At 49.5% G+C, this 22,707-nt stretch carries 14 protein-coding genes; 11 read left to right on the top strand and 3 right to left on the bottom strand.

The genetic code is table 11. The features are described 5' to 3' along the window. Positions 1–18: 18 nt before the first annotated feature. The 11 genes from NF347_RS04240 to NF347_RS04190 all read left to right on the top strand — a co-directional run bounded on the left by NF347_RS04240 (position 19) and on the right by NF347_RS04190 (position 18,032). On the top strand, positions 19–1,500 hold the full coding sequence (locus tag NF347_RS04240; RefSeq protein WP_107681567.1) for a TolC family protein: 1,482 nt from the start codon (positions 19–21) through the stop codon (positions 1,498–1,500). Positions 1,501–1,539: 39 nt separating this feature from the next. Continuing rightward, the gene (locus NF347_RS04235; protein WP_107681566.1) at positions 1,540–4,752 is read left to right on the top strand and encodes an efflux RND transporter permease subunit; all 3,213 of its coding nucleotides are present in this window, start codon (positions 1,540–1,542) and stop codon (positions 4,750–4,752) included. Positions 4,753–5,022: 270 nt separating this feature from the next. After that, complete coding sequence (locus NF347_RS04230; protein ID WP_107036413.1) at positions 5,023–6,267, top strand: tyrosine-type recombinase/integrase; 1,245 nt, start codon at positions 5,023–5,025, stop codon at positions 6,265–6,267. A 284-nt stretch (positions 6,268–6,551) separates the two neighbouring features. Next, entirely contained in the window at positions 6,552–6,899 is a 348-nt protein-coding gene (locus NF347_RS04225) for a MerR family transcriptional regulator (protein WP_107036414.1), read from the top strand. Between the two features lie 390 nt (positions 6,900–7,289). Further along, positions 7,290–7,583 carry a hypothetical protein gene (locus NF347_RS04220; RefSeq protein WP_148061086.1) on the top strand — a complete coding sequence of 98 codons (294 nt, stop codon included), beginning with the start codon at positions 7,290–7,292 and terminating at the stop codon, positions 7,581–7,583. Continuing rightward, positions 7,580–7,879 (top strand): hypothetical protein, encoded by a 300-nt coding sequence (locus tag NF347_RS04215; RefSeq protein ID WP_107036416.1) that lies wholly within the window; start codon positions 7,580–7,582, stop codon positions 7,877–7,879. Before NF347_RS04220 ends, NF347_RS04215 begins: the two co-directional genes overlap by 4 nt. Positions 7,880–7,901: 22 nt before the next feature. Then, positions 7,902–9,284, top strand: coding sequence for a DUF3945 domain-containing protein (locus tag NF347_RS04210; protein WP_107036417.1), 1,383 nt, complete (start codon positions 7,902–7,904; stop codon positions 9,282–9,284). Between the two features lie 49 nt (positions 9,285–9,333). Continuing rightward, a complete protein-coding gene (locus NF347_RS04205; protein ID WP_107036418.1) occupies positions 9,334–10,326 on the top strand; it encodes a DNA topoisomerase in 993 nt (330 codons plus the stop codon). Between the two features lie 115 nt (positions 10,327–10,441). Then, positions 10,442–10,885 (top strand): DUF1896 family protein, encoded by a 444-nt coding sequence (locus NF347_RS04200; protein ID WP_107681728.1) that lies wholly within the window; start codon positions 10,442–10,444, stop codon positions 10,883–10,885. After that, a complete protein-coding gene (locus NF347_RS04195; protein WP_237613033.1) occupies positions 10,875–16,937 on the top strand; it encodes a MutS N-terminal domain-containing protein in 6,063 nt (2,020 codons plus the stop codon). Before NF347_RS04200 ends, NF347_RS04195 begins: the two co-directional genes overlap by 11 nt. Before the next feature lie 195 nt (positions 16,938–17,132). Next, on the top strand, positions 17,133–18,032 hold the full coding sequence (locus tag NF347_RS04190) for an Abi family protein (RefSeq protein WP_107036420.1): 900 nt from the start codon (positions 17,133–17,135) through the stop codon (positions 18,030–18,032). Between the two features lie 63 nt (positions 18,033–18,095). Here NF347_RS04190 and mobC read toward each other — a convergent pair whose 3' ends face one another. From mobC to NF347_RS04175, 3 genes are read right to left on the bottom strand one after another with little or no spacing between them, the layout of a single operon-like run. Beyond that, on the bottom strand, positions 18,096–20,099 hold the full coding sequence (gene mobC, locus NF347_RS04185) for a conjugal transfer protein MobC (protein ID WP_123542914.1): 2,004 nt from the start codon (positions 20,097–20,099) through the stop codon (positions 18,096–18,098). 25 nt (positions 20,100–20,124) lie between these two features. Then, the gene (gene mobB, locus NF347_RS04180; protein ID WP_107681956.1) at positions 20,125–21,462 is read right to left on the bottom strand and encodes a conjugal transfer protein MobB; all 1,338 of its coding nucleotides are present in this window, start codon (positions 21,460–21,462) and stop codon (positions 20,125–20,127) included. Continuing rightward, a complete protein-coding gene (locus NF347_RS04175) occupies positions 21,441–21,866 on the bottom strand; it encodes a plasmid mobilization protein (RefSeq protein ID WP_123542916.1) in 426 nt (141 codons plus the stop codon). Before NF347_RS04175 ends, mobB begins: the two co-directional genes overlap by 22 nt. Positions 21,867–22,707: the final 841 nt, after the last annotated feature.

The following is a 22,707-nucleotide window of genomic DNA, read 5'->3' as shown; positions in this document are numbered from 1 at the left end:
ACACGACCGAAACAGATCATGAATCGACTACACCTGCTACTGCTTGCACTGCTGACAGCCTCCGGCATCAGCGCACAGCGCCACATAACCCTCGACCTACAGAGCACCATCGAGATAGCCTCCGACAGCTCGCTGCAGGCATTCCGCTCCCAGAATCTCTATATGTCGGGATACTGGGAATACGTATCGTTCAAGGCCGGACGTCTGCCGAGTCTGTCGCTCAACCTCACTCCTGCGAGCTACAACCAGTCGGTGACACGCGAATTCGACAACACCGACCAGGTCTACCGCTACTACTCCCTGAAATCATATTCCGCATCAGGCGGCCTCAACATTGTGCAGAATTTCGACCCGCTCGGCGGAACATTCTATGTCGAAAGTTCACTGGCCTACATGCGCAATTTCGGCCACACCCGTTACACGCAGTATTCAGCGATACCCGTGCGTATAGGCTACCGTCAGGATCTGTTAGGCTTCAACCAGTTCAGATGGGAGCGCCGCATAGAACCGGTGAAATACGAGAAAGTCAAGAAAGAATTTCTTTACAATATGGAGGAGGTGTCGGAAACGGCCGTCAACTACTTCTTCAATCTGGCTCTCGCCCAGGCCGAATACCGTCTGGCAAAAGACAATCTCGCCTCAGCCGACACGATCTACACCGTAGGCGAACGCCGCTTCAAGATAGCCTCGATATCGCAGGCCGACCTGCTGACGCTGAGACTTGACAAAGTCAATGCCGAAAACACTCTCGCCAACACACGCATAGCGCTGAAACGCGCCATGTTCTCACTGGCGTCGTTTCTTGGTATGGACAAAAACACCGAGATCACCGTACAGCTCCCGTCGGTGCCCTCCGCGAGAACGATCGATCCGGATCTGGCGCTCATGCATGCCAAAGCCAACAATCCCAAACTTCTCTCCCACCGTCAGGGTATTCTCGAAGCACAGCGCGATGTCAGCCGCACACGCATGGAACAGCGCTTCAACGCCAACATCAATGCAAGCGTGGGCTTCAACCAGTTTGCCGACAACTTCTCCGGCGCCTACCACCACCCGATGCGTCAGGACATCGTGTCGCTGTCGATCAACATACCGCTCATAGACTGGGGAGTGAGAAAAGGCCGGCTCAACATGGCCAAGAACAATCTCAACATACTTGAAATCCAGGCCCGTCAGGACGAACTGTCGATGGAAGAGGACGTGATAATGACCGTCAGCGACTTCAACATACAGCGTCAGCTCGTCAGCTCAGCCATCGAGGCGCTCGATCTGGCCGAAACGTCGTATGCGCAGACACGTCAGCGCTTCATCATAGGCAAAGCCGATCTCAACACCCTCACACTGTCGCAGAACCGCCAGCAGGATGCCAACAAAAACTACATCACTTCACTGCAGAACTACTGGCTGAGCTACTACAAACTGCGCAAACTGACTCTATTTGACTTCGACAGCGGCATGGAACTGTCCAACAAATTCGACATACAGCACCATATCCGCTGACCATAACCCGAGACCTCACACACCGCCTTCTGCTGACGCATGAAACGACGCCTATCATCATTCACTGCCATCGTCACGTTCATAGCCCTCGCCATCGTGGGAGCGGCTTTGGTGCCGCTGCTGCCGGTCAAACTATCGCCATCGCGCTCCCTCCCGAGCCTGACGGTGAGTTTCACCATGCCCGGCAACTCGGCCCGTGTGATCGAAAGCGGAGTGACGAGCAAACTCGAATCGATGCTTGCGCGTGTGCAGGGCGTCAAGGAGATCACATCCAGCTCGTCGAACGGCCGCGGCGACATAACGATCGGACTCGACCGTCACGCCGACATCGAAGCAACCCGCTTCGAAGTGTCGACAATCATCCGGCAGGCATGGTCGCAGCTGCCCGAAGAGGTGAGCTATCCACAGATCACCACACGTCAGGCCGACAACCGCGCCTCACGCCCGTTTCTAAGCTACACGCTCAACGCCCCCGCCTCACCATACGAAATACAGAGCTATGCCGAGGAGAACATAAAGCCGGCACTCGGCCAGCTGCGCGGAGTCTACAAAGTGGAGCTGTCGGGCGCACGCCCGATGGAGTGGAACGTAAAGTATGACAGCGACATGTTGCATTCGCTCGGCCTTACACCGGACGATCTTGTCGAAGCGATCACACAGAGTTCACGCTCACAGTTTCTCGGCATAGCCCGCTCGGGCGACCAGTGGCTGCGTGTAAGCTCCGTCAGCACGCTTGATGCCGGCAAATCGTTTGATCCATCGCATATATTCGTGAGCACTCCCGACGGAGCGGGCGTACCGTTGTCGCGGCTCGTCACCGTGGAGCGGCGCGAGGCCGAAGCCCAGAGCTACTACCGCATCAACGGACTCAACTCCATATATCTCAACATCACAGCCGACGATGACGCCAACCAGATTCAGCTCGCCGAGAAGGTGAAAGACCTGATGGATCAGCTCAAGCCGAAAATGCCCAAAGGGTATCAGGTGATCATGGGATATGACGCCACCGAAAACATCAATGAAGAGCTGTCGAAAATCTACTTCCGCTCGGGACTGACATTCCTGATACTGCTGGCATTCGTAGGCATCATCACCCTCAACCTGCGCTATATGCTGATCATCACCATATCGCTGATGATCAACCTGGCAGTGGCCGTGATATTCTATTATCTCACAGGCATAGAGATACAGCTCTACTCGCTCGCCGGCATCACAATATCGCTCAACCTCATAATCGACAACATAATAGTGATGACCGACCATATCACCCACAAGCACAATCTCAAGGCGTTCACATCGGTGATGGCGGCCACTCTCACTACGGTGGGTGCGCTGGGCATAGTGTTTTTCCTCAACGAAAGCATCAGGCTCAATCTTCAGGATTTTGTGGCGGTGGTGATCATCAATCTTGCCGTATCGCTGTTTGTGGCTCTCTTCCTCGTTCCGGCGCTAATAGAGCGCATCGGTCTGCGCCTGCGCCACCGCAAGAGCCGCAGCGGCAAGCGCTGGGCAGTGATATTCTCACACGCCTACAGCGCTGTCATCCGCTTCTGCCAGCGTCACCGCACAGCCATGACAGTGCTCCTCGTTCTCAGCTTCGGACTGCCGGTGTTCATGCTTCCCGAATCAATAGGCACCGACCGCTGGAATCCCAAGTCAGACAATCAGCTCAACCGATGGGAACGGCTCTACAACGCCACCCTCGGAAGCAAGACCTACAAAGAAAAGATAAAACCGATAGCCGATGTGGCTCTCGGAGGATCCTTAAGGCTTTTCACGCAGGATGTGTATGCGGGCAGCTACTTCAACCGCGGCGAATCGGAGCCGTCGCTTCAGATCTACGCCACACTGCCCAACGGCGCCACACTCGAACAGATGAACGAGCTTATCACCCAGATGGAGAGCTATCTGACAGGCTTCAGCGAGATACGCCAGTTTCAGACCTCCATCAGCTCACCGTATCGTGCGTCGATCTACATAATGTTTACAAAAGCCGCACAGAAGACCTATTTCCCCTATCAGCTAAAGAGCGACATAATACGCAAGGCACAGACTCTCGGCGGCGGTTCGTGGAGCGTCTACGGCCTGGAGGACCAGGGCTTCAACAACGACGTGCGCGAAAGCACCGGCAGCTATCGAGTGAAGATGTTCGGCTACAACTACGACGAGCTTGAACAATGGGCCGACTCGCTCAAGGCACAGCTGCTCAGCCACCGACGCATCAAAGAGGTGACCATCGCTTCTGAATTCTCATACTGGAAGGACGACTACAGCGAATTTGCCATAGAGGTCGACAAAGAGCGCCTTGCCAAGGAAGGGTTCACCATATCGCAGCTCTACAACGCCCTGAATCCCATATTCGGCCGCAAGATCAACTCCGGATATGTCAACGGTGAGCGAAGCCTGGAGCAGATATATCTTAATTCGCAGCAGGGCAGGAGCTACGATGTATGGGCGCTGATGAACATGCCTATACCTATCGGCGGCCGCACCCTCAAACTGGCCGACTTCGCGACGGTCAGCCACCGCGACGCTCCAAAATCGATCGCGAAAGAAAATCAGCAATACCGTCTGTGTCTGCAATACGAATATATCGGATCGAGCACACAGGGAAAGAAAATTCTCGAGAACGATCTCGAACGGCTGTCGCGCAAGCTCCCGATAGGCTATTCAGCCAAGACAGAGGGATGGGACTATTACTGGAACCGTGATCAGGAGGCATCCTACTGGCTGCTCCTGCTCGTGATAGCCATCATATTCTTCACCACCTCCATACTCTTCAACTCGCTGATGCAGCCTCTGGCCATCATATTCACCATACCGATATCGTTCATAGGAGTGTTCGTGACATTCTACCTCACCAAAATCAACTTCGACCAGGGAGGCTTCGCCTCGTTCATACTGCTTTGCGGCATCACGGTCAACGCCTCAATATACATCCTTAACGAATACAACTCACTGCGCGAACGACATCCGCGCCGGTCGCCACTCAGCCTCTATCTGACGGCATGGAACACCAAGATACTGCCCATATTCCTCACCGTGGTGTCAACCATACTCGGCTTCATACCCTTCATGGTCGGCGACGGCAAGGAATCATTCTGGTTTCCGCTCGCCACAGGCACCATCGGAGGACTCATCATGTCGATCGTCGGGATCTTCTTCTATCTGCCCGTTTTCTGCCTCAAACGCCCTGAACGCACACGCCCTGAACGCCACCGCAGATCCTTTTTCAGAAAGAAACCGGCCTGACAGCAACAAACAGGCGAGCCGGGATATTGGAAGTGTGGAAAAAAAACGGTAAAGTCACGAGTATTATTTTGAGAAATTGGGGAATTTTGATTTGATTTGAGAATCAGAGGATTGGAGATTTGCTGATTTCTAACGATTTGGGAGAATTTGCCTGTTTTTTCTCAATCAGTACACAATTTGTACGATTCGTTTGTTAATAAGTGTATAGGGCGATTTTTGCATAAGTGGATAGCGCATTAACTTTGCGCTCAAACACATAATCATAGCAATATGGCAAAAGTCGAAACAAAGAATAAGCAGAACCCCAAACTCGTGCAGACTGTCCTCAAAGATGGCCGTGCGAGCCTTGCGTTGGAGTATTATCTCGGACGCACTGAAACCCCGGTCATTGACGATGCGGGCAACCCTGTCATATATACGGACGGGGCTATGGCCGGTAAGCCTAAATACAAAATCAAACACAACCGCCGCCGTGAGAATCTGAATCTATATATCTGGCTCTCTCCAAAGACAACACAGGAGCGGACTCAGAACCGCAATACTCTTGCCCTCGCTGAAAAGATACGCTTCGAGCGGGAGCAGGAGTTTCTCGAAGACCGTGAGGGCTATCGTCTGAAAAAGGACAAGGAAGTGGATTTACTGCGTTACTTCCGCAAGCATTGTGATGATGAGATATATGCCCGTCCGACACGGGTCGGATTGGGTACGGCTTATCGCCGCTTCATAGCCTTCCTTGATTCAATCCAGAAGTACAAGCGTTACACCGAGTTCCTGAGAATGGACTTGCTGACAGCCGACATGATAACAGGATACATAGAGTATCTGAAAAAGGTATCGGTCGGGGAAGGTGGTATCAGATGCTTCGGTCTTTTCAAAAAGGTTGTCACATCGGCCTATGAGGAAGGACTGATGAAGAAGAATCCATGCAAGGGGATTGTTTTCCGCCGTGATGCGAGGCTCATAAAGAAACCTATATTGTCAATGGACGAGATCCGGAAACTTGCGGAAACGCCATTCACTTGGAGCTGCCCCGATGTAAAACGTGGCTTCCTTTTCAGCCTGTACACAGGCATAAGGTGGTGCGATTTGAAGAAACTCACATTTGAGAATGTGGACTTCGCCAACGGTGTGATGAGATTTGAGCAATGCAAAGTTGCCGGACGAAGCAAGGCGTGCGGTGTCGTCACCCCTCTCAGCCCGATGTTGATAAGCCTCATCGGAGAACCGGACAGCAAAAGCAATCCAAAGCAGCCGATTTTCAACCTGCCCAAATGGGACACCGGACTGATCCAGTTGAAAAAGTGGGTAAAGGCCGCTGAGATTGGAAAGAATATCACATGGCATTGTGCCCGTCATTCATTCGCGGTGAATATCCTTAATGCCGGAGCAAACATCAAAACGGTACAGTCGCTTATGGGGCATGCAGGACTTGAAATGACCGAGCGATACCTGCACGTCGTCGATGAACTGAAGCATAAGGCAATCAACAGTCTTCCATCCGTAAACTGGGCGTAGGCAAAGCCCTTCACATACGATTTTCATGGCCGTCCTTTCCGAACAACGGGAAGGACGGTTATTTTTTGACAGACATAGTGACAATTTTACGCCAATCTACTGCCATAGCGTGATTTACGCGAACTAAAAGGGGGATAATAAGTGTTAATTTCTTCGATGTCGCAGAAACTCCGTGATTCACGGTAATGCTTAACACAAAATTCACATTAACGATTGTCTGGATCGGACATACCCGCCAAATGGCGTATTTCTCAGGATACACACTCTGCGATGTCATATTATAAATGGATAATACAAACATTGTGGTGCTTTCCGTGGATCAACTGCGGGAGATTATTGAAACAACAGTCTGCGGATGTATTGAAAAAGTGATTGGAGCGTTTCAACCAAAACATGATTCAGACTCGGTGGATATAGACGGAGCGTTGGAATTCCTCAATTCCAATGGCTACCGCATAGCCAAGGGCCAACTGTATAAGGAAACTTCTGCCGGAAACATACCTTACCATAAATTCGGGCACAGGCTGCATTTCAAAATTTCGGAACTCAGGGACTGGGCGGAACTGCGCCTTGTCAGCGGCAATTCGGTGGGTACATATATTGGAATTAAAGGACGGAAACCACAAAGATAATCTTTTTAGAGTCAACGGATAAGCGATGGCAAAACATTGGCAAAACAATGGCAGAGGTCTGTCAGAGAATGATATGCCGTAGTGATGTTTTATTCCTGTAAAATCGCCCGAAACAAATCAATTTAGTTTTCAACAATGAAAAATACAAGAAGACCGCCTCCTACGGGAGCATGACGAAAGTCGCCGAATGATACGCTCCAATCAGAGCAAAAACTATAAACTAAACCCTAATTGGAGCATTTGTGTAACCCCATATCGCTCCCAAACACCTAATCACTCCTAAAAATGGATGGATACGTATTAGTACCAAGCAGCGAATTAAGTGCGATGAGAGCCATAATGGACCAGCTGCACTCCACTGTACAAACGCTGGCATTAAACCAGAGCAATATGCCGGCACAGCACAAACTTGACGAGAACGGATGTCGCCCTCTCACAGACAAGGAAAGGGAATACCGCATAAGCAAGACGGAAGTTCAGAACATTCTCGGAGTCAGCGAGAGAACCTTCTACCGCAGAATCAAGGAATACAACATATTGTCGATAGAGGACAACGGCAATCCGAAATTCATACTCGGTGATCTTCTCGATATAATCAGCTGCCACGGATTGAGCTGGCATCCCGCATCACTCAACAGGCTTCTCTCAAAAAGGGAGATCCGTTACAGACCATGCTACGTATGAGCACGAAATCAGAGAAACAGATGCTCGGACTTCTCCAGACCTTGCTTGACAAGGTTGACAGCCTTGAAAGGAAACTCGACTCACGCCACGGCAAGACCGATTCTTCCAATCCCGATGAGGAAGCGCGGTTATGGACTCCGAAAGATGTGCTGAGAAAATTCGGCCTCGGACTGAGGCAGCAGTACAATCTGCGCAAGAACGGAGTGCTGCCGTATGTCCAGAAGCACAAAAAAGGCCCCGTAGGCTATCTGCCTCCCGATGTTATCGGCTATTTCTTAGGTGACACGACACCTTGAAACAAATCTAAAAAGTAAAAAAATGGCACAAGACCAGACCCCAGAAAAAGACCAAGTGCTTATCGCCCACAATAAAGAGACAGGCGAGACAGGCGCAGTTGCCGGACTCAAAGAGGACGGCACCCCGGCGATGGCCGATGCAAAGACCTCCAAGCTCAGCGACCTTGTGGTGTTCAACATACACAAGAATCCGCTGGAGGCATTCCTTTCAAATTTTGTGAGGCAATGCAAGAACCCGTCACAATTCGGATTCTACAAGATTGATGCGGAGAATCTCGAAACGGTCGGCCCGGTGATACAGGACGCGCTGAAAGATCCGGAGGCAAACAAGGCTATGCTTGACCCGTCCAAGGTTGAGCCGAAGACTGAAAAGCGCTATCAGAAGATAGAGGCCGACAAGATCGACTGGAACGCGCTCAAGGAACGTTGGGGCATTGACCGCGACGAACTTGAAAAGCGCGGTGACTTGCAGGAAATGATGTATAACCGCAAATCAGGTCTTATCAACATCCGCCTCAATGTCGATGGCGATATGAAGACAGCCGCGGCAAGACTCGCTTTCAAGACCGATGAGAACGGCAATGTTAAAGTTGTCCCCTCGTTCGTCTGTGAGAAACCGGATCTCAGTCAGGAGTTCAACGGTGTAAAATTCACGGAGCAGGACAAGGAGAATCTGAAAAAGACCGGCAATCTCGGCCGCATAGCCGATGTAGTTGACAGGCAGACCGGAGAGGTCATTCCCTCGTTCATCAGCATAGACCGACTCACCAATGAGATTGTAAGCGTTCCGGCCAAACATATCTATGTAAAGGACACAATCGGCCAGACGAAACTTACAATGGCTGAAATAAATACTCTCAAAAGCGGTCAGCCTGTCAAGGACAAGCAGATAACTGACAAGAGCGGCAAGCAATACACTGTCACGCTACAAGTAAATGCAGACAGCCGCAGGGTCGAGTTTGTCCCCGATGAGAAAAAGCAGCGTCAGTCTCAGAATCAGGGCAACGGCGGCGAACTGAAACAGCGTCAATCAACATGGATGACAAAGGACGGTAAAATCAGACCCATCACAAAATGGAACGGTGTGCCCATGACAGAGCAGCAACAGGCCGACTACGTCGCCGGGAAAACGGTAGTCATGAGCAATATGGTTGACCAGAAGGGAAATCCCTGTACCGTGTATCTGACATTCAACCCGGAAAGCCAGCGTCCCAACTCATCATTCACTGACCCCCGTCAGGCTCAAACCGTCACCCCCGCCAACGAGAGCAAGACGCAGATGGCCGTGAACAACGAAGGCAAGACCAACGAGGCTACAAAAAAAGTAAACGAGCCTCTCCAGAAAGGTCAGACCGGGCCGAAGGATGAAACGCAAAAGAAAAAATCACGCGGAATGAAGATGTAAAAAATCTCTGACCGCATAATAAAAACACCCTCAAACAAAAAATAAAAGAATGAATAACAAAGTCATCATAACAGAAAGCCGCACTGTTGCCAAGGCGATCGCACAGGCACTCGGAGTAAACGTGCTCAACAAAGGATATTTCGGCAAAGGCAATATCGCAGTCACATGGACCGGCGGCAACATCATTTCCGCCACTCCCAAATCCAAGTTCCAGTTTTCGGTATGCTCCGATATGACAGCCGATGAGACCTTCTCTGAAAACTTCAACTTCAGTATCCGCAAGGACAGCAAGGGGAAAGGGCCGAAAGGCAACCGCCGCCCAAGCGACAAAGATATGGCGCAGGTCAGCATCATCGAGAAACTCTGGAAGAATGCCGATGTTGTTTACAACGCCATGAAGCCCTCCGCAAACGGAGAGGTGATCTTCGCGAGCCTCGCCATTTATATCAACGTGCCCCGTGAGATTGCGAGAGTGTGGCTCCGCTCCGTGACACGCCAGTCAATACTGGAAGCCATAGACAACCCTGTGGATAAAGTTCCCGGCTTCGGAGAGTTTCACGACAACGCGATAGCGGAATACACTATCGGGGCAAGACCGATGGAAGGTGTCAATGACCTCGGCGACGCTCCCGTTGAAAGAACCGTATGGTCAATGAAGAATCTGAAGCATGAAGGAAACAACCGTCGCGGCTGGTCTCCCGCAAAGACTACCGGAGTGGCATACTCGCTCTACAACAAGGGGCTTATCAGCTATCCCGATGATGAGCCGAAGACCGCCTTGCCGGAATATCTGAAAGAGTCGATCGCTTACTGCGCCGCCAACCTGAGCCATCACCCGACTTTGGGGATGAAAGCCAGAGCTGCCGACATAACTGGAGAGGAACCTATATGGACTGCCGACAGTAGCTACCATTCCCACCACGGCATCATCCCCACGGGATTATATCCCGTTGACCTCACTCCTGACGAGGAATACCTGTACAATCTCATCGCGGGACATTGCCTTGACATCTTTGCAACAGAAAATCCCGACAGCAAATAAATATGTAATATGGCGGGCGGGATAATCCCCGCCCGTCCTTTTACCGGCGCATAAGCCGGCGGCCGCTTCCTGACATAATACTCCATGCGGTCAAGCCACGATAATACATAACGATATGAAAGCCACGGAACAGACCGAACTGGATTTCTATGTGCAGTATCTTCGTGCCCATATAAAAGAACACCATTTTGAAAAAGAGGACAATACAAGATTTATAGAAAGCAGAGCCGACGCCGCTCTTGATACATATACCGGTGAATTTTCAGCCGGACACTCTCCGCACAGATGCCATGAAATGGCGATGCGCACTCTATTGGAAGGGTTATATGTGTCACGCTATGACGTAGTCCATGCCATCCTTGAAGAAGATTGCTGGAAAAGGTTGCCGTCATCGGTATGGGAAGTCACGGCAATACATCTGGCCGGACTGAAAAAAATAAATGAAATTCTTGACCGATATGAGGTCAACGGAGATTTTCTTGTGAAAGAGGAATATCCGTCACTGCGTTATGAGCTTCTCGGAGCGATAACCGATATACTCGACGGCTATGAGCTATAACCGCCAGCAGACCATGCGCGACAACATCGAGGCTATAAGGGTTGCCCTGCGCCTCGGTGTTGAACGCCGTGCGCCCAATGAATCGGAGCGCGACGAATTATCCAAGTATGCCGGATTCGGCGGCCTGAAATGTATCCTGAATGACGCTGATGAACTCGCCGATGCTGCCCGATGGAGCGAGAGCGACAGGCCGCTGTTCGCACAGACATTCCAGCTGCGGCAGATGATTCATGACTATTCCAAGAATGACCGGGAGTTTGCCGCCTACATGGACTCGCTGAAAGCATCCGTCCTGACCGCGTTCTATACTCCCGCGCCTGTTATTGACGCGTTGGCGGAAGCCCTGCGTGACAGAGGCGTGAAGATTGAAAAGTTCCTTGAACCGTCAGCGGGGCAAGGCGCTTTCGTTGATTCTTTCCTGCATCGCTACCCCGGAGCCGAAACGCTGGCATTTGAGAAAGACTTGCTTACGGGCAGAATATTGTCCGCATTGCATCCGTCAATATCAACCGAGATAAGCGGCTTTGAGAAGATTGATTCTGATTTTGAGGGATACTTTGATGTTGCCGCATCAAATATTCCTTTCGGGGACTTTGCGGTTGCCGACCCCCGATATGCAACAAGCAAGGAGATCGCTTACCGCCAGTCAACAAAGACTATCCACAATTACTTCTTTCTGAAGTCATTGGACTCCGTGCATGAGGGTGGCATAGTGGCATTTATTGCCTCACAGGGGGTGATGAATGCCGCCAGTCCCTTTGTGCGCATGGAAATGATGCGCCGTGCCGACCTTGTCGGTGCTTTCCGTCTGCCCAACAACACATTCTCCGACAATGCCGGAACTGATGCCGGGTCAGACCTGATTATTCTTCAGAAGCATACCAACAAAAAAGCGTTGTCGGCCGATGAGGAATTTTTTATCCAGTCCATTGTTGACAACGTGACAAAAGTTCCCAACAATAAATATTTTGCGGCGTTTCCACAGAATGTTATATGCACGGAGGCAAAGGTTGGCACAGACCAGTTCGGCAAACCGGCTGTCATCTATAAGCATGAGGGCGGAGTTGATGGTATTGCAGCCGATATGCGGAAGGCACTCGATGAATCGCTGAAACTGCGCCTCAATCTGGACTTCTATAATAACAGGACTCTTACACCTTCCACGCCTGAACCTCCCACGCCTGAATCTGTCAAGCGTTCCACCGAAAATAAGGTAGAAAAACCGAAGCGTGTTGCAGACACTCCATTGATGACGCAATACAAGGAGATGAAGAAGAAGCACCCGGACGCGATACTGATGTTCCGTGTGGGCGACTTCTATGAGATGATGGGGGGCGATGCTGTCAAGGCTTCGGAAATACTCGGCATAACACTGACCCGACGGCGCAACGGCAAAGCCGGCAGTATCGAACTGGCAGGTTTTCCGCATCATGCCCTCGACACCTATCTCCCCAAGCTCGTAAGGGCCGGGCAGCGCGTGGCTATATGCGAACAGCTTGAAGATCCAAAGCAGAAACAAACGGAGGAATTAAAGCCTACGGAAACTATAACGCCCCCGCCAACTGTTGAACCGGAGCCTACCCCTGCACCTGTTGAAACTCCAATGCCGGAAGCAAAGCCGCAACCGCAGGAGATTGAAACGGATGGCAGTCCTGACTTCAACGACAACCCCGACCCGCGTCTTTTCGCCTATAATCTTTTCGGGGAGCTGGAGCCGTTGCAGAAACCGAAGCGTCAGCCACGACATCCAAAGGCTCAGGAGGAAGAAAAACCGAAGCCATCCCCGAAAATAGAAATTTCAGATGCTACTGCCAAGAAATTCCGCCCGCTCTCCGAGAAAGAACTGGAATTTTACGGTTCTCTTAACTGGGAGGATAATCCGCCCATCAACGGCTTCTATGAAACGATGATGAGCATAGCACACCGCCAGATGGCGGAAATGGAAGCGGAGCGAGAGGCATTGGAGGCGGCAAAGAAAGAGACAATTACAGAAGACGGCACAATCATTGAAATATCAAAAGGTGATTTCGTCCCTCAGCCAAGAGTGTCATCGGCAGAAAAGACGGTGGCAATGCCGGAAGAAAAGGATATGTCGCCCCGTAAATTTTCGGAGGATATTCAGCATTTCCATCACAACGGCTCTATGGTCGTTGACAAGGGGCAGGTCGGTTTTCTTTCGGAGGTCCGCAAGAATAGTGCGACATTCACTCCGCTCCCAGTCAAACCGGAGCAGGAGAAACGCGCCATTCTCTATATAACCATGTCGGAAACGTATCAGCAGCTCTATCACTATGAGGCTGAAACGCATGAGGAAAATGCTGATATGCGTGAACACCTCAATGAATATTATGATGAGTTCGTGGAGAGATACGGCAACCTCAACGAGAAAGCAAATGTGAAATTCATTCTTATGGATGCCAACGGGCGTGACGCGCTGGCACTTGAACGGGCCGAAAACGGTCAGTATGTCAAGGCAGACATTTTCGATCATCCTGTTTCATTCGCCATTGATGAGATAACATCGGTTGATACCCCGATGGAAGCATTGTCAGCCTCGCTTAATAAATTCGGCGGCGTGAATCTTGAATATATGTCGTCGCTTGTCGGCATGGGCGAGGATGAAATGACCGAGGCTTTGCAGGGACACATATATTATAATCCTCTTGTGGAGAATTATGAGATCGCTGACCGGTTCATAGCCGGAAATGTAGTGAAGAAAGCCGAGGATGTTCAGGCATGGATTGAACGTGAGGAAGAACGCATCAAAGGGTTCCCCGGATTTGACGGCATTGAGCCGTTCATCGCTTTGTCGAAAGACTCGTTGAAGGCATTGGAGGAAGCCACGCCACGGAAGATTGCATTTGATGAGCTTGATTTCAATTTCGGTGAACGGTGGATACCGACACAGCTGTACTCCGACTATATGAGTTGCCTGTATGCAACCGATGTGAAAATCAACTATTCCTCATCTATGGATGAATTCTCATGTGACGCCCGCCGCAAGAACATGAAGATATGGGAGGAATATTGCGTGCGCGGCTATTACCGTGTCTATGACGGCATGAGCCTGTTGAAACACGCACTGCACAACACCGTACCTGACATAAAGAAATCCATAGGCAAGGATGACAACGGCAATGACATAAAGGTGCCGGATGCCGAGGCGATACAGCTCGCAAACGCCAAGATTGACGAGATCCGAAACGGATTCTCCGAATGGCTGGAGAAACAGCCGGCCGAGGTAAAGGACAGTCTTGTGAATCTGTATAACCGCAAGTTCAACTGCTTCGTTCGTCCAAAGTATGACGGCTCACATCAGACATTCCCCGACCTGAATCTGAAGATGCTTGGCGACCGCTACGGGGTGCATTCATTGTATCCCTCGCAGAAAGATTGTGTCTGGATGCTTAAACAGAACGGAGGCGGTATTTGCGATTTTGAGGTAGGGTGCGGCAAGACGCTGATAATGTGCATTGCGGCGCATGAGATGAGGCGTCTCGGACTCGCCCACAAGCCTATGATTATCGGCCTGAAGGCGAATGTCGCTGAAATTGCGATGACATATCAGACCGCATATCCAAATGCGAGAATCCTCTATGCCGATGAAAAGAGTTTCAAGGCAGAGAACCGAGTGGCCTTTTTCAACCAGATCAAGAACAACGACTATGACTGTATCATCATGTCGCACGACCAGTTCGGCAAGATACCCCAGTCGCCGGAAATGCAGCAACAGATTCTGCAAGCTGAGCTTGATACAGTGGAGGAAAATCTCGAAGTTGTCAAGCAGCAAGGGCATGACATATCGCGCGGTATGCTGAAAGGGCTCATCAAGCGCAAGGAAAACCTGACAGCCAAGATAGCGACTATCCAATATCAGATGGAGCAGAACAAGGACAGCGTCGTGGATTTCAAGCAAATGGGCATTGACCATATCTTTGTGGACGAGAGCCACCAGTTCAAGAATCTCATGTTTAACACCCGTCACGACCGGGTTGCCGGGCTCGGCAATTCCGAAGGCTCCCAACGCGCGCTCAATCTACTCTATGCCATACGCACTATTCAGGAACGGACGGGCAAAGACCTCGGTGCTACATTCCTGTCGGGTACTACAATCAGTAATTCTCTGACAGAACTTTACTTGTTGTTCAAGTATCTTCGCCCGAAAGAACTTGAAAGGCAGGAGATTCGGTGTTTCGACGCATGGGCGGCTATCTTCGCAAAGAAGACTACCGACTATGAGTTTAATGTCACAAACAACATAGTCGCAAAGGAGCGTTTCCGATACTTCATCAAGGTGCCGGAACTGGCGGCTTTCTACAATGAGATAACCGACTACCGCACAGCCGAGGATGTCGGCGTTGACCGACCGATGAAGAATGAGATACTGCACAATATCCCGCCCACGCCACAGCAGGAGGAATTTATCCAGAAACTTATGGAATTTGCCAAAAGCGGTGATGCCACAATCTTAGGTCGTGCGCCATTGTCTGAAACCGAGGAGAAAGCGAAGATGCTTATTGCCACCGACTATGCCCGAAAAATGGCTCTTGACATGAGAATGATAGATCCATCATACTCCGATGACCCGAACAACAAGGCCTCGCACTGCGCCAAGATGATAGCCGAATACTATCACAAGTATGATGAGCAGCGCGGCACACAGTTTGTATTTTCCGATCTTGGGACTTACAAGCCGGGAGAGTGGAATTTTTATTCCGAGGTCAAGAGAAAGCTTATAGAGGATTACGGCATACCGCCCCATGAGATAAGGTTTATACAAGAATGTAAGACCGAACGGTCGAGAAAGGCTGTGATACAAGCCACTAACGACGGAGACATCCGCGTTCTGTTCGGCTCCACATCAATGCTCGGCACCGGAGTAAACGCTCAGAAAAGGTGTGTGGCGATTCATCATGATGACACACCATGGCGACCGAGTGACCTTGAACAGCGCAACGGTCGCGGGATACGAGCCGGGAACGAGATAGCCAAACTTTACGCTGACAATAAGGTGGACGTAATCATCTATGCGGTAGAGAAGTCGCTTGACTCCTACAAGTTCAATCTGCTTCATTGCAAGGCCACGTTCATTGCCCAGCTGAAGAGTGGCGCACTCGGTGCGAGAACCATTGACGAGGGAGCAATGGATGAAAAAACGGGAATGAACTTCTCGGAATACATGGCTATCCTGTCAGGCAATACCGATCTTTTGGAAAAGGCGAAACTTGAAAAGCGCATAGCCTCACTGGAGAGCGAGCGCAAATCTTTCAACAAAGGCCGTGGCGATTCAGAGTTCCGTCTGAAAACCATCAGGGTTGACATCCATAACAATGAGGTTGCCGTTGAGCGTATGCGGGCCGACTATGAAAGATATTCGTCGGCGGTCAAAAGAGATGCCGACGGTAACCCTCTGAATGGTCTGAGCATAGACAATTTTCAACTCAAGGATGAGAAGAATATGGGTGTGCATCTTCAGGGGTTGGCCCAACGTACCGATACGCATGGCCAGTATCTCCGTATCGGAGAAGTATATGGTTTCCCAATCTCCATAATAAGTGAGAGGACTGTCATTGATGGACGTGAGGGGATCCAGAACCGCTTTGTAGTTGAAGGCGGCTATAAATATAAGTACAACAACGGTTTCATAGCCATGTCCGATACCCATGCTGCCTGTATGAACTTTGTCAACGCCCTTGATCGTTTGCCAGACATTATCGCCCAGCATGAGGAACGTACAGCCAAGATGAAGGCGGATATTCCAGTGCTGGAAGGCATTGTCGCCAAGACATGGGGCAAGGAAGATGAGTTGAAGCAACTTAAATCCGACCTTGCCGCCCTTGACCGTAAGATCGCAGCCGAACTCGCGCCCAAACAGGAGAATCCAAATGACGGAGAGGAAATAAAACATGATGAATCTCCGGCGAAGACGACTGGTGTTCCGACACAATCCAATGAAGGAAAAAAGACTATGGTCGCAGAACCTAAGCCGGATTACAGTCAGGAATACTATGTGCCGCCACAACGACAGGGACCTGTCGGTATGCGCGTATGATTATTACGGATACTCAAATGAGCGGGCCGCCCAATTAGGGTTGCCCGCTCATTTGAATAAGTATCGGCATTATTTTCAACCGATAACGACAAAGTATTTGGTCATGTGAAGGATTTTTACTAACTTTGCATCAACAGTTCCCACCACGCCTCTCTCTGATGCGTACCACGGTGGGACTTCGGTTTTTATATACACATGAGATACGATAAGCATCCGATAGATTTCTCCGCTCAGATTGCGCTGCTAAAAGAGAGAGGAATGATATTCGCCGATGAAGACAAAGCACTTGAGGGCTTGTTTTCCATCAGCTATTTTCGCCTTGCAAGTTACTGGAGACATCTTGAACACCGCAAGTCCCGTCAATTCAAAGCTGACACGAAATTTGATGAAGTTCTTACGTTATATGCTTTTGACCAACATCTGCGTAATATCATATTCTCTGCAATTCAGAATATAGAGATAGCGTTCAGAACACGTGTCAGCCATTTTCTTTCAATGAAGTATGGGGCGTTCTGGTTTCTTGATTCAGCGTTATTCAAAGATGCGGAAATACACCAATCCTGTATTGAGAAATTAAAGGAAGAAATAGCGCGGTCTCATGAAGAATTTATAAAAGAGCATAATGATAAATATGATGAGCCGGATTGTCCTCCTTCTTGGAAGACTATGGAGGTCGCATCATTTGGCACGTTGTCAAAGCTGTACAGCAATATCGCTGACAACGAGATAAAAAAGATTATATCACGCAGTTTTCAGTTGCCGTCGTATCTGTTCCTTGAAAATTGGATGAAATGCGCTGCCGTGCTCCGCAACTGCTGCGCACACCATGCACGCTTGTGGAACAGACGTTTTTCCGTGATACCAAAATATCCTGCCAACCTGCCGGGACAATGGATAGCAACGCCACTTCGCAGGCCGGAAAAACTATACGGACAACTTTGTTGCCTCGCTTATTTGGAACAGTCCATTCAGCCCAATAATTCTCTGAAGCGTAACATACTTGAATTGATGTCGGGACACCCGGAGATAGACTTGAATGCAATGGGATTCCAACAGGATTGGCAGGAACAGCCGCTTTGGAAGCGAGAAAGTTGATAAGGTAAAAACTCCATTTATCAAAGGTGCAGCATGGCGCAACCTCGATAAATGGAGCATTTTTTATTTTCGATATAGTAGCGGCGCAAGGCGGGGATCATTTGCTATGCGCAGTTTCTCATCAAAGACAATTCTCTTGACTTCCGCCTTAATGCGGTTGTAGTTTTCTTGGATGGTACGTTCCATCTCGCATTTTCCGGTGGACTTGTCTATGAAGTCATTGATTACGGGAATTGGGGAATAGGCGTCCGTTTCCTCCTTGACTTTTTTGCTGTCAACCACAATCTCGGCATGGAATATCTTCTGCTCTATGCGTTCATCGAAGTTGTCGGATACGGCACCGACAAACATTCCTTGTGTCAATGTGGAGATTTTGCTTGGTGGAATAAGGCTGTCCATCTGGGTGTTGAAAGAATGACTCACATCCTGACGGTTGATTGAGATGGACTGCCGTTTCTGCAACACCTTTCCGAAACGCTCCGACAGTGTCTTTGCAGTCTCTCCGACCACTTGCCCGGAAAATATATTGCCGACTGTATTCATCACAACCGCGGCTTCCTTGTCGCCGTAGTCGCGCTTCAACTGCGAGAAGTCCTGAAAACCGAGACAGACCGCCACCTTATTGCTTCTTGCAGTGGCGATTAGTCCGTCCAAGCCCTTGAAATATATCGTCGGTAGCTCGTCAATAATGACTGCCGACTTCAATTTATTCTTCTTATTGATGAGTTTCACGATACGGGAATTATACAATCCCAATGCTGCCCCGTAGATGTTCTGACGGTCGGGATTATTGCCTACGCACAGTATTATAGGCCGTTCCGGATTGTTGATGTCGAGAGGAAACTCACTGTCCGACATGACCCAGTAGAGCTGCGGTGAGATCATTCTTGTCAAAGGAATTTTAGCCGATGCTATCTGCCCCTGTAATTGCTCTTGAGCTCCGCCGAGCCATGCGTCCATGAATGGCGAAAGGTAATTTTCCAACTCCGGATAAGAGGTCAGAATCGGGAAAATGTCGGCATAAGGCCGGCAAAGGAATTCTATCGCATGGGGGAACGTGCAATACTTGCCGTCTTGGTATATGCGCAAAAACCAGATTATCGCAGCGAACAGGATAATCGGAGATTCGACAAAGAAGTCTCCCTGCTTGCTCACCCACGTTTTGTTAAGGTTGAGCATTATGGTATAGGCACTTTCGTATGCGTCCGATATGTCGGTCATGAACTCCGGAGCAATGGGATTGCAACGGTGTGACCGCTTCGGATCATCGAAGTTTATCACACGGAACTCCGGCACAACGGCATCCTTGTATCCCTCCTGATGCTTGTTGAGATGATTCATCGCAATAAGCGACAGGTCCGGGAACTTGAAGTCATAGATATAGCCGCTGTAACCCTTTTCAATACACTGCTTTATATAGTTGTTGACAATGGCGTATGACTTGCCGGAACCGTGTGTGCCGAGCACTATCGAGGCGCGGAACGGATTGACGACGTTGATCCAACCGTTGTTCCATTTCTTTTTATAATAGAACCGTGTCGGCAGATTTATCGAATAGTCGTTCTTTATCAGGCGTGTCTCCTGCATGAACGATTCGTTTTCGTTGTTGAAACGGTCGTCCATCATATTGCCACGCAGGACACGGCTCATCCATATCCCGCCGAACAGCATTGATACGAATCCCGTAACCGTGCATATGATATAGGTGTAAAGCCAGTCGTGCGACGGCATCCACCAGCATCCCATGAAAAGGAAAAATCCTCCGACACAGGCGGCGATGATATGTTTCCACTTTATGCCTTCTTTCTTAACGCCTTTTGTTCCGAAGCACGATATGGCAAGCAACATCAGCGCGAACCATTTGGCGTTATTGGGATTATTGAACATACCGCAATTGTTGTTCAGATTATTCAGAATCTTGTATGCGGTTATGTAAAACCAGTTGCTGTCCACTACTTTAAGTCCCGTGTACCACAATAGGTTTGCGGCGACAATAACGAAACTTATGCCCCTGACAAAATCCATGATTTTTGCCAAGGCTCTCAGGTCATCTTCCTGCTGGCTCATTTTTTATATCGGTTGTTTTGAAAAATTAAAACTTCGGTCTGCGACCTTTTTTCTTTCTGCGCTGCATGGCACGGTAGAAGGCTTCTTCCTCCGGGTCATAGCCGGGCCCGACTTGGAACAGGTCAAGGCCGGGTATAGAAGGCATATAATCGGAGTTGTCTGTATGGGCATGACCATGACGGGAATCAGTCCGGGCTTCGGGCTGAGGCTGTGATTGGCTTCGGGAACTATCCGAGTCTGTTTGATTTCGGTTCTCGTTGCCTGCTGTGCGAGCATTGTCTTCCGGAATATCTTGAACAGGCACAACAGGCGTATCAACCGCGGGCCCTCCATTGAAACGCTGTTCAAAAGCGTTGGCAGAGAACTCCCTGCCCAATCTTGAACCATTGAGGACACACTTCGTATTATGGTCGATGAATGTCGCCCCGTATATCCGTCCTTCGGCTGTGTATCGGAACACTACATCAATCTTCTCGGCTTTCAGCCGCTCAATAAAGTCCTCTTTGCCGGATGACCGTATGAGAACGGAAGCCACAATCCGTTTTGTGCGCTGTGCCAACGCCTTATCGTCAATCTCTTTTTTCGCCCGCTCAAACCTGCCGTCTATGGCTGTACGGCTTGCAAATCTGCCGAGTCTTGAAGCCTTGAAGGGATTGGCGATTACCTTTCCGTTATCATCTGTGGCGAAATATACCAATCCATGATACTCGCGACCGTTCACCCGCCCGTCCGTCTGCTCCGCCTTTACATTATATAAGGAGAGAATGGCGTTGAACTCGCCCATTGTCTGGAAGCGGTAGCGCATACCCACCAGCTTGACCGTGTTGGCGACCTGACGTTTCAGATCGTCGGCAGGGTCAATTTTCATGATTGGAGTATCGGGAGAAACCCTCTGACGCTCGGCAGGTTTCAGGTCATATTTCTTTTCAAGTTCGCGGCAGATGTCCTTGCTGCGATAGAAATTATTTTTGTCCGACACCGCCTTTCCGTCAGTGCCTACCCGCAACGCCACTATATGGATATGGTGGCGGTCGATGTCTTCGTGTTTGAAAATTAAATAAGGCATATCGCCTAATCCCATCTTCTGCATATATTCATGCGCCAGCCGGGTATAATCGGTGTCGCTCAACCTGTCATCGGGATGCGGATTGAGAGATATGTGCATCATCGGCCTCTCCGTCTTGGTATGCGCCGGCATCCAACGCTGAAAATCCTCATAAACCCTATGCGTGTTGACCGACCCCGAACCGTCATTGTATATTTTGTTGGTATCGAGCAAGCGGCCTTTCTCCTTGTTTATCTTTTCAGCGTTGTAAGTCAGGGCGGCATAAAGCGAGTTGCCTAACGAGATTTTTGCGACCATGCCTCATCGAATTGCCGGGCAAGCTCCACAATCTGTTGGCTGACTTTCACAAGCTCGATTGTCTGTTGCTCCAGTTTATACAGGGCCCGCATAGCCTTCGCCTCGGTGAAATTCTCCCGGAGCGTCTTCACAAGCAATCCGTACTCCACGCCGACGGTGCGGTAGAGAGAATTGAGGGAAGAAAGTTTGTCAATGAATATCCTTGTGTTCTCGTCAACATAGAATACTTTGAATGGCTTTTCAAACAGTACCATTTTTATAAATGCCGACATGGATTCAACCTGAACCCTATCATACATCGCCATCAGCATGGCCTGTTCGGAAGCCGTGAAGTTCACAGAGCAACGGAAGACAGTGGTGTCGATCTTCGGCTTGCGTCCGGCCTTATTGTGGTTTTGAGTCATGTGTATGTCATAAATCAGAATGTCTAAATCTGCGGAGCGCAGTGGTTGAACTATGGCGGTTGCGACTTTGGAGCAAACGCAACCAAGTTTACTTGGCAAGGGTGATGTGCTGCAAATTCTATTTGGTGCAGCATATCACATACCTTGCCGCGTATTTAAGTACGCCATAATCAGGAAAGTAAACCGATGAAACGAATGGGTGTATATATGTGAAGTAAATTCTAATCCCCATGTTGGGGAATTAAGGTAATATACCAATGCCAACAGCCATGAGGAATAATACGGACGCTGAAATATATGCGGATGTCAGCCCCGGCAGGTGGAGAATTGGCATGGTCTTATGAATGTTTGTGTGTATGTCCGTAACAAACCTCGGAGCGGTTTGGATTTGTCCGGTAAGCAATGGACGGCAATCGGTCGGTAATGGTCGGCAATATCGGAAATCCGGTAATCTTTTTCTGAATGACTGATGTTTAGTTTGCAGATTCAGTCATTTGTACGACTGGTCAATCACTCGGTCATAAGGACGTATGTTCAGCCTTCATGATGAAAGGATGTCACTTCAGACAATCAAAATCATTTAATAAAGAGCAAACATAATACTGGCATAAAGTCCGAACAGACGAACAATAATCTGAATGATTGGATATATGTCTTTATGAATGAGCGAACTGATGAATGAATGTGTTTATGTGTGCATTTCCAATCAGATGTATGGCTGTTCTTCCAATCTTCTTTATGAATGACTGAACATCTGTACATACAGAAGTCTGAACGTCTGAACATTCAGATGCAAGAATGTCTGAATGTCTGAACAGTCGAATGACCGGACATCTGATTG

Source organism: Paramuribaculum intestinale, assembly GCF_030759015.1.
GTDB lineage: Bacteria > Bacteroidota > Bacteroidia > Bacteroidales > Muribaculaceae > Paramuribaculum > Paramuribaculum intestinale.
The sequence above is the reverse complement of the archived record's forward strand: the minus strand, read 5'-3'. Positions and strand labels throughout refer to the sequence as shown.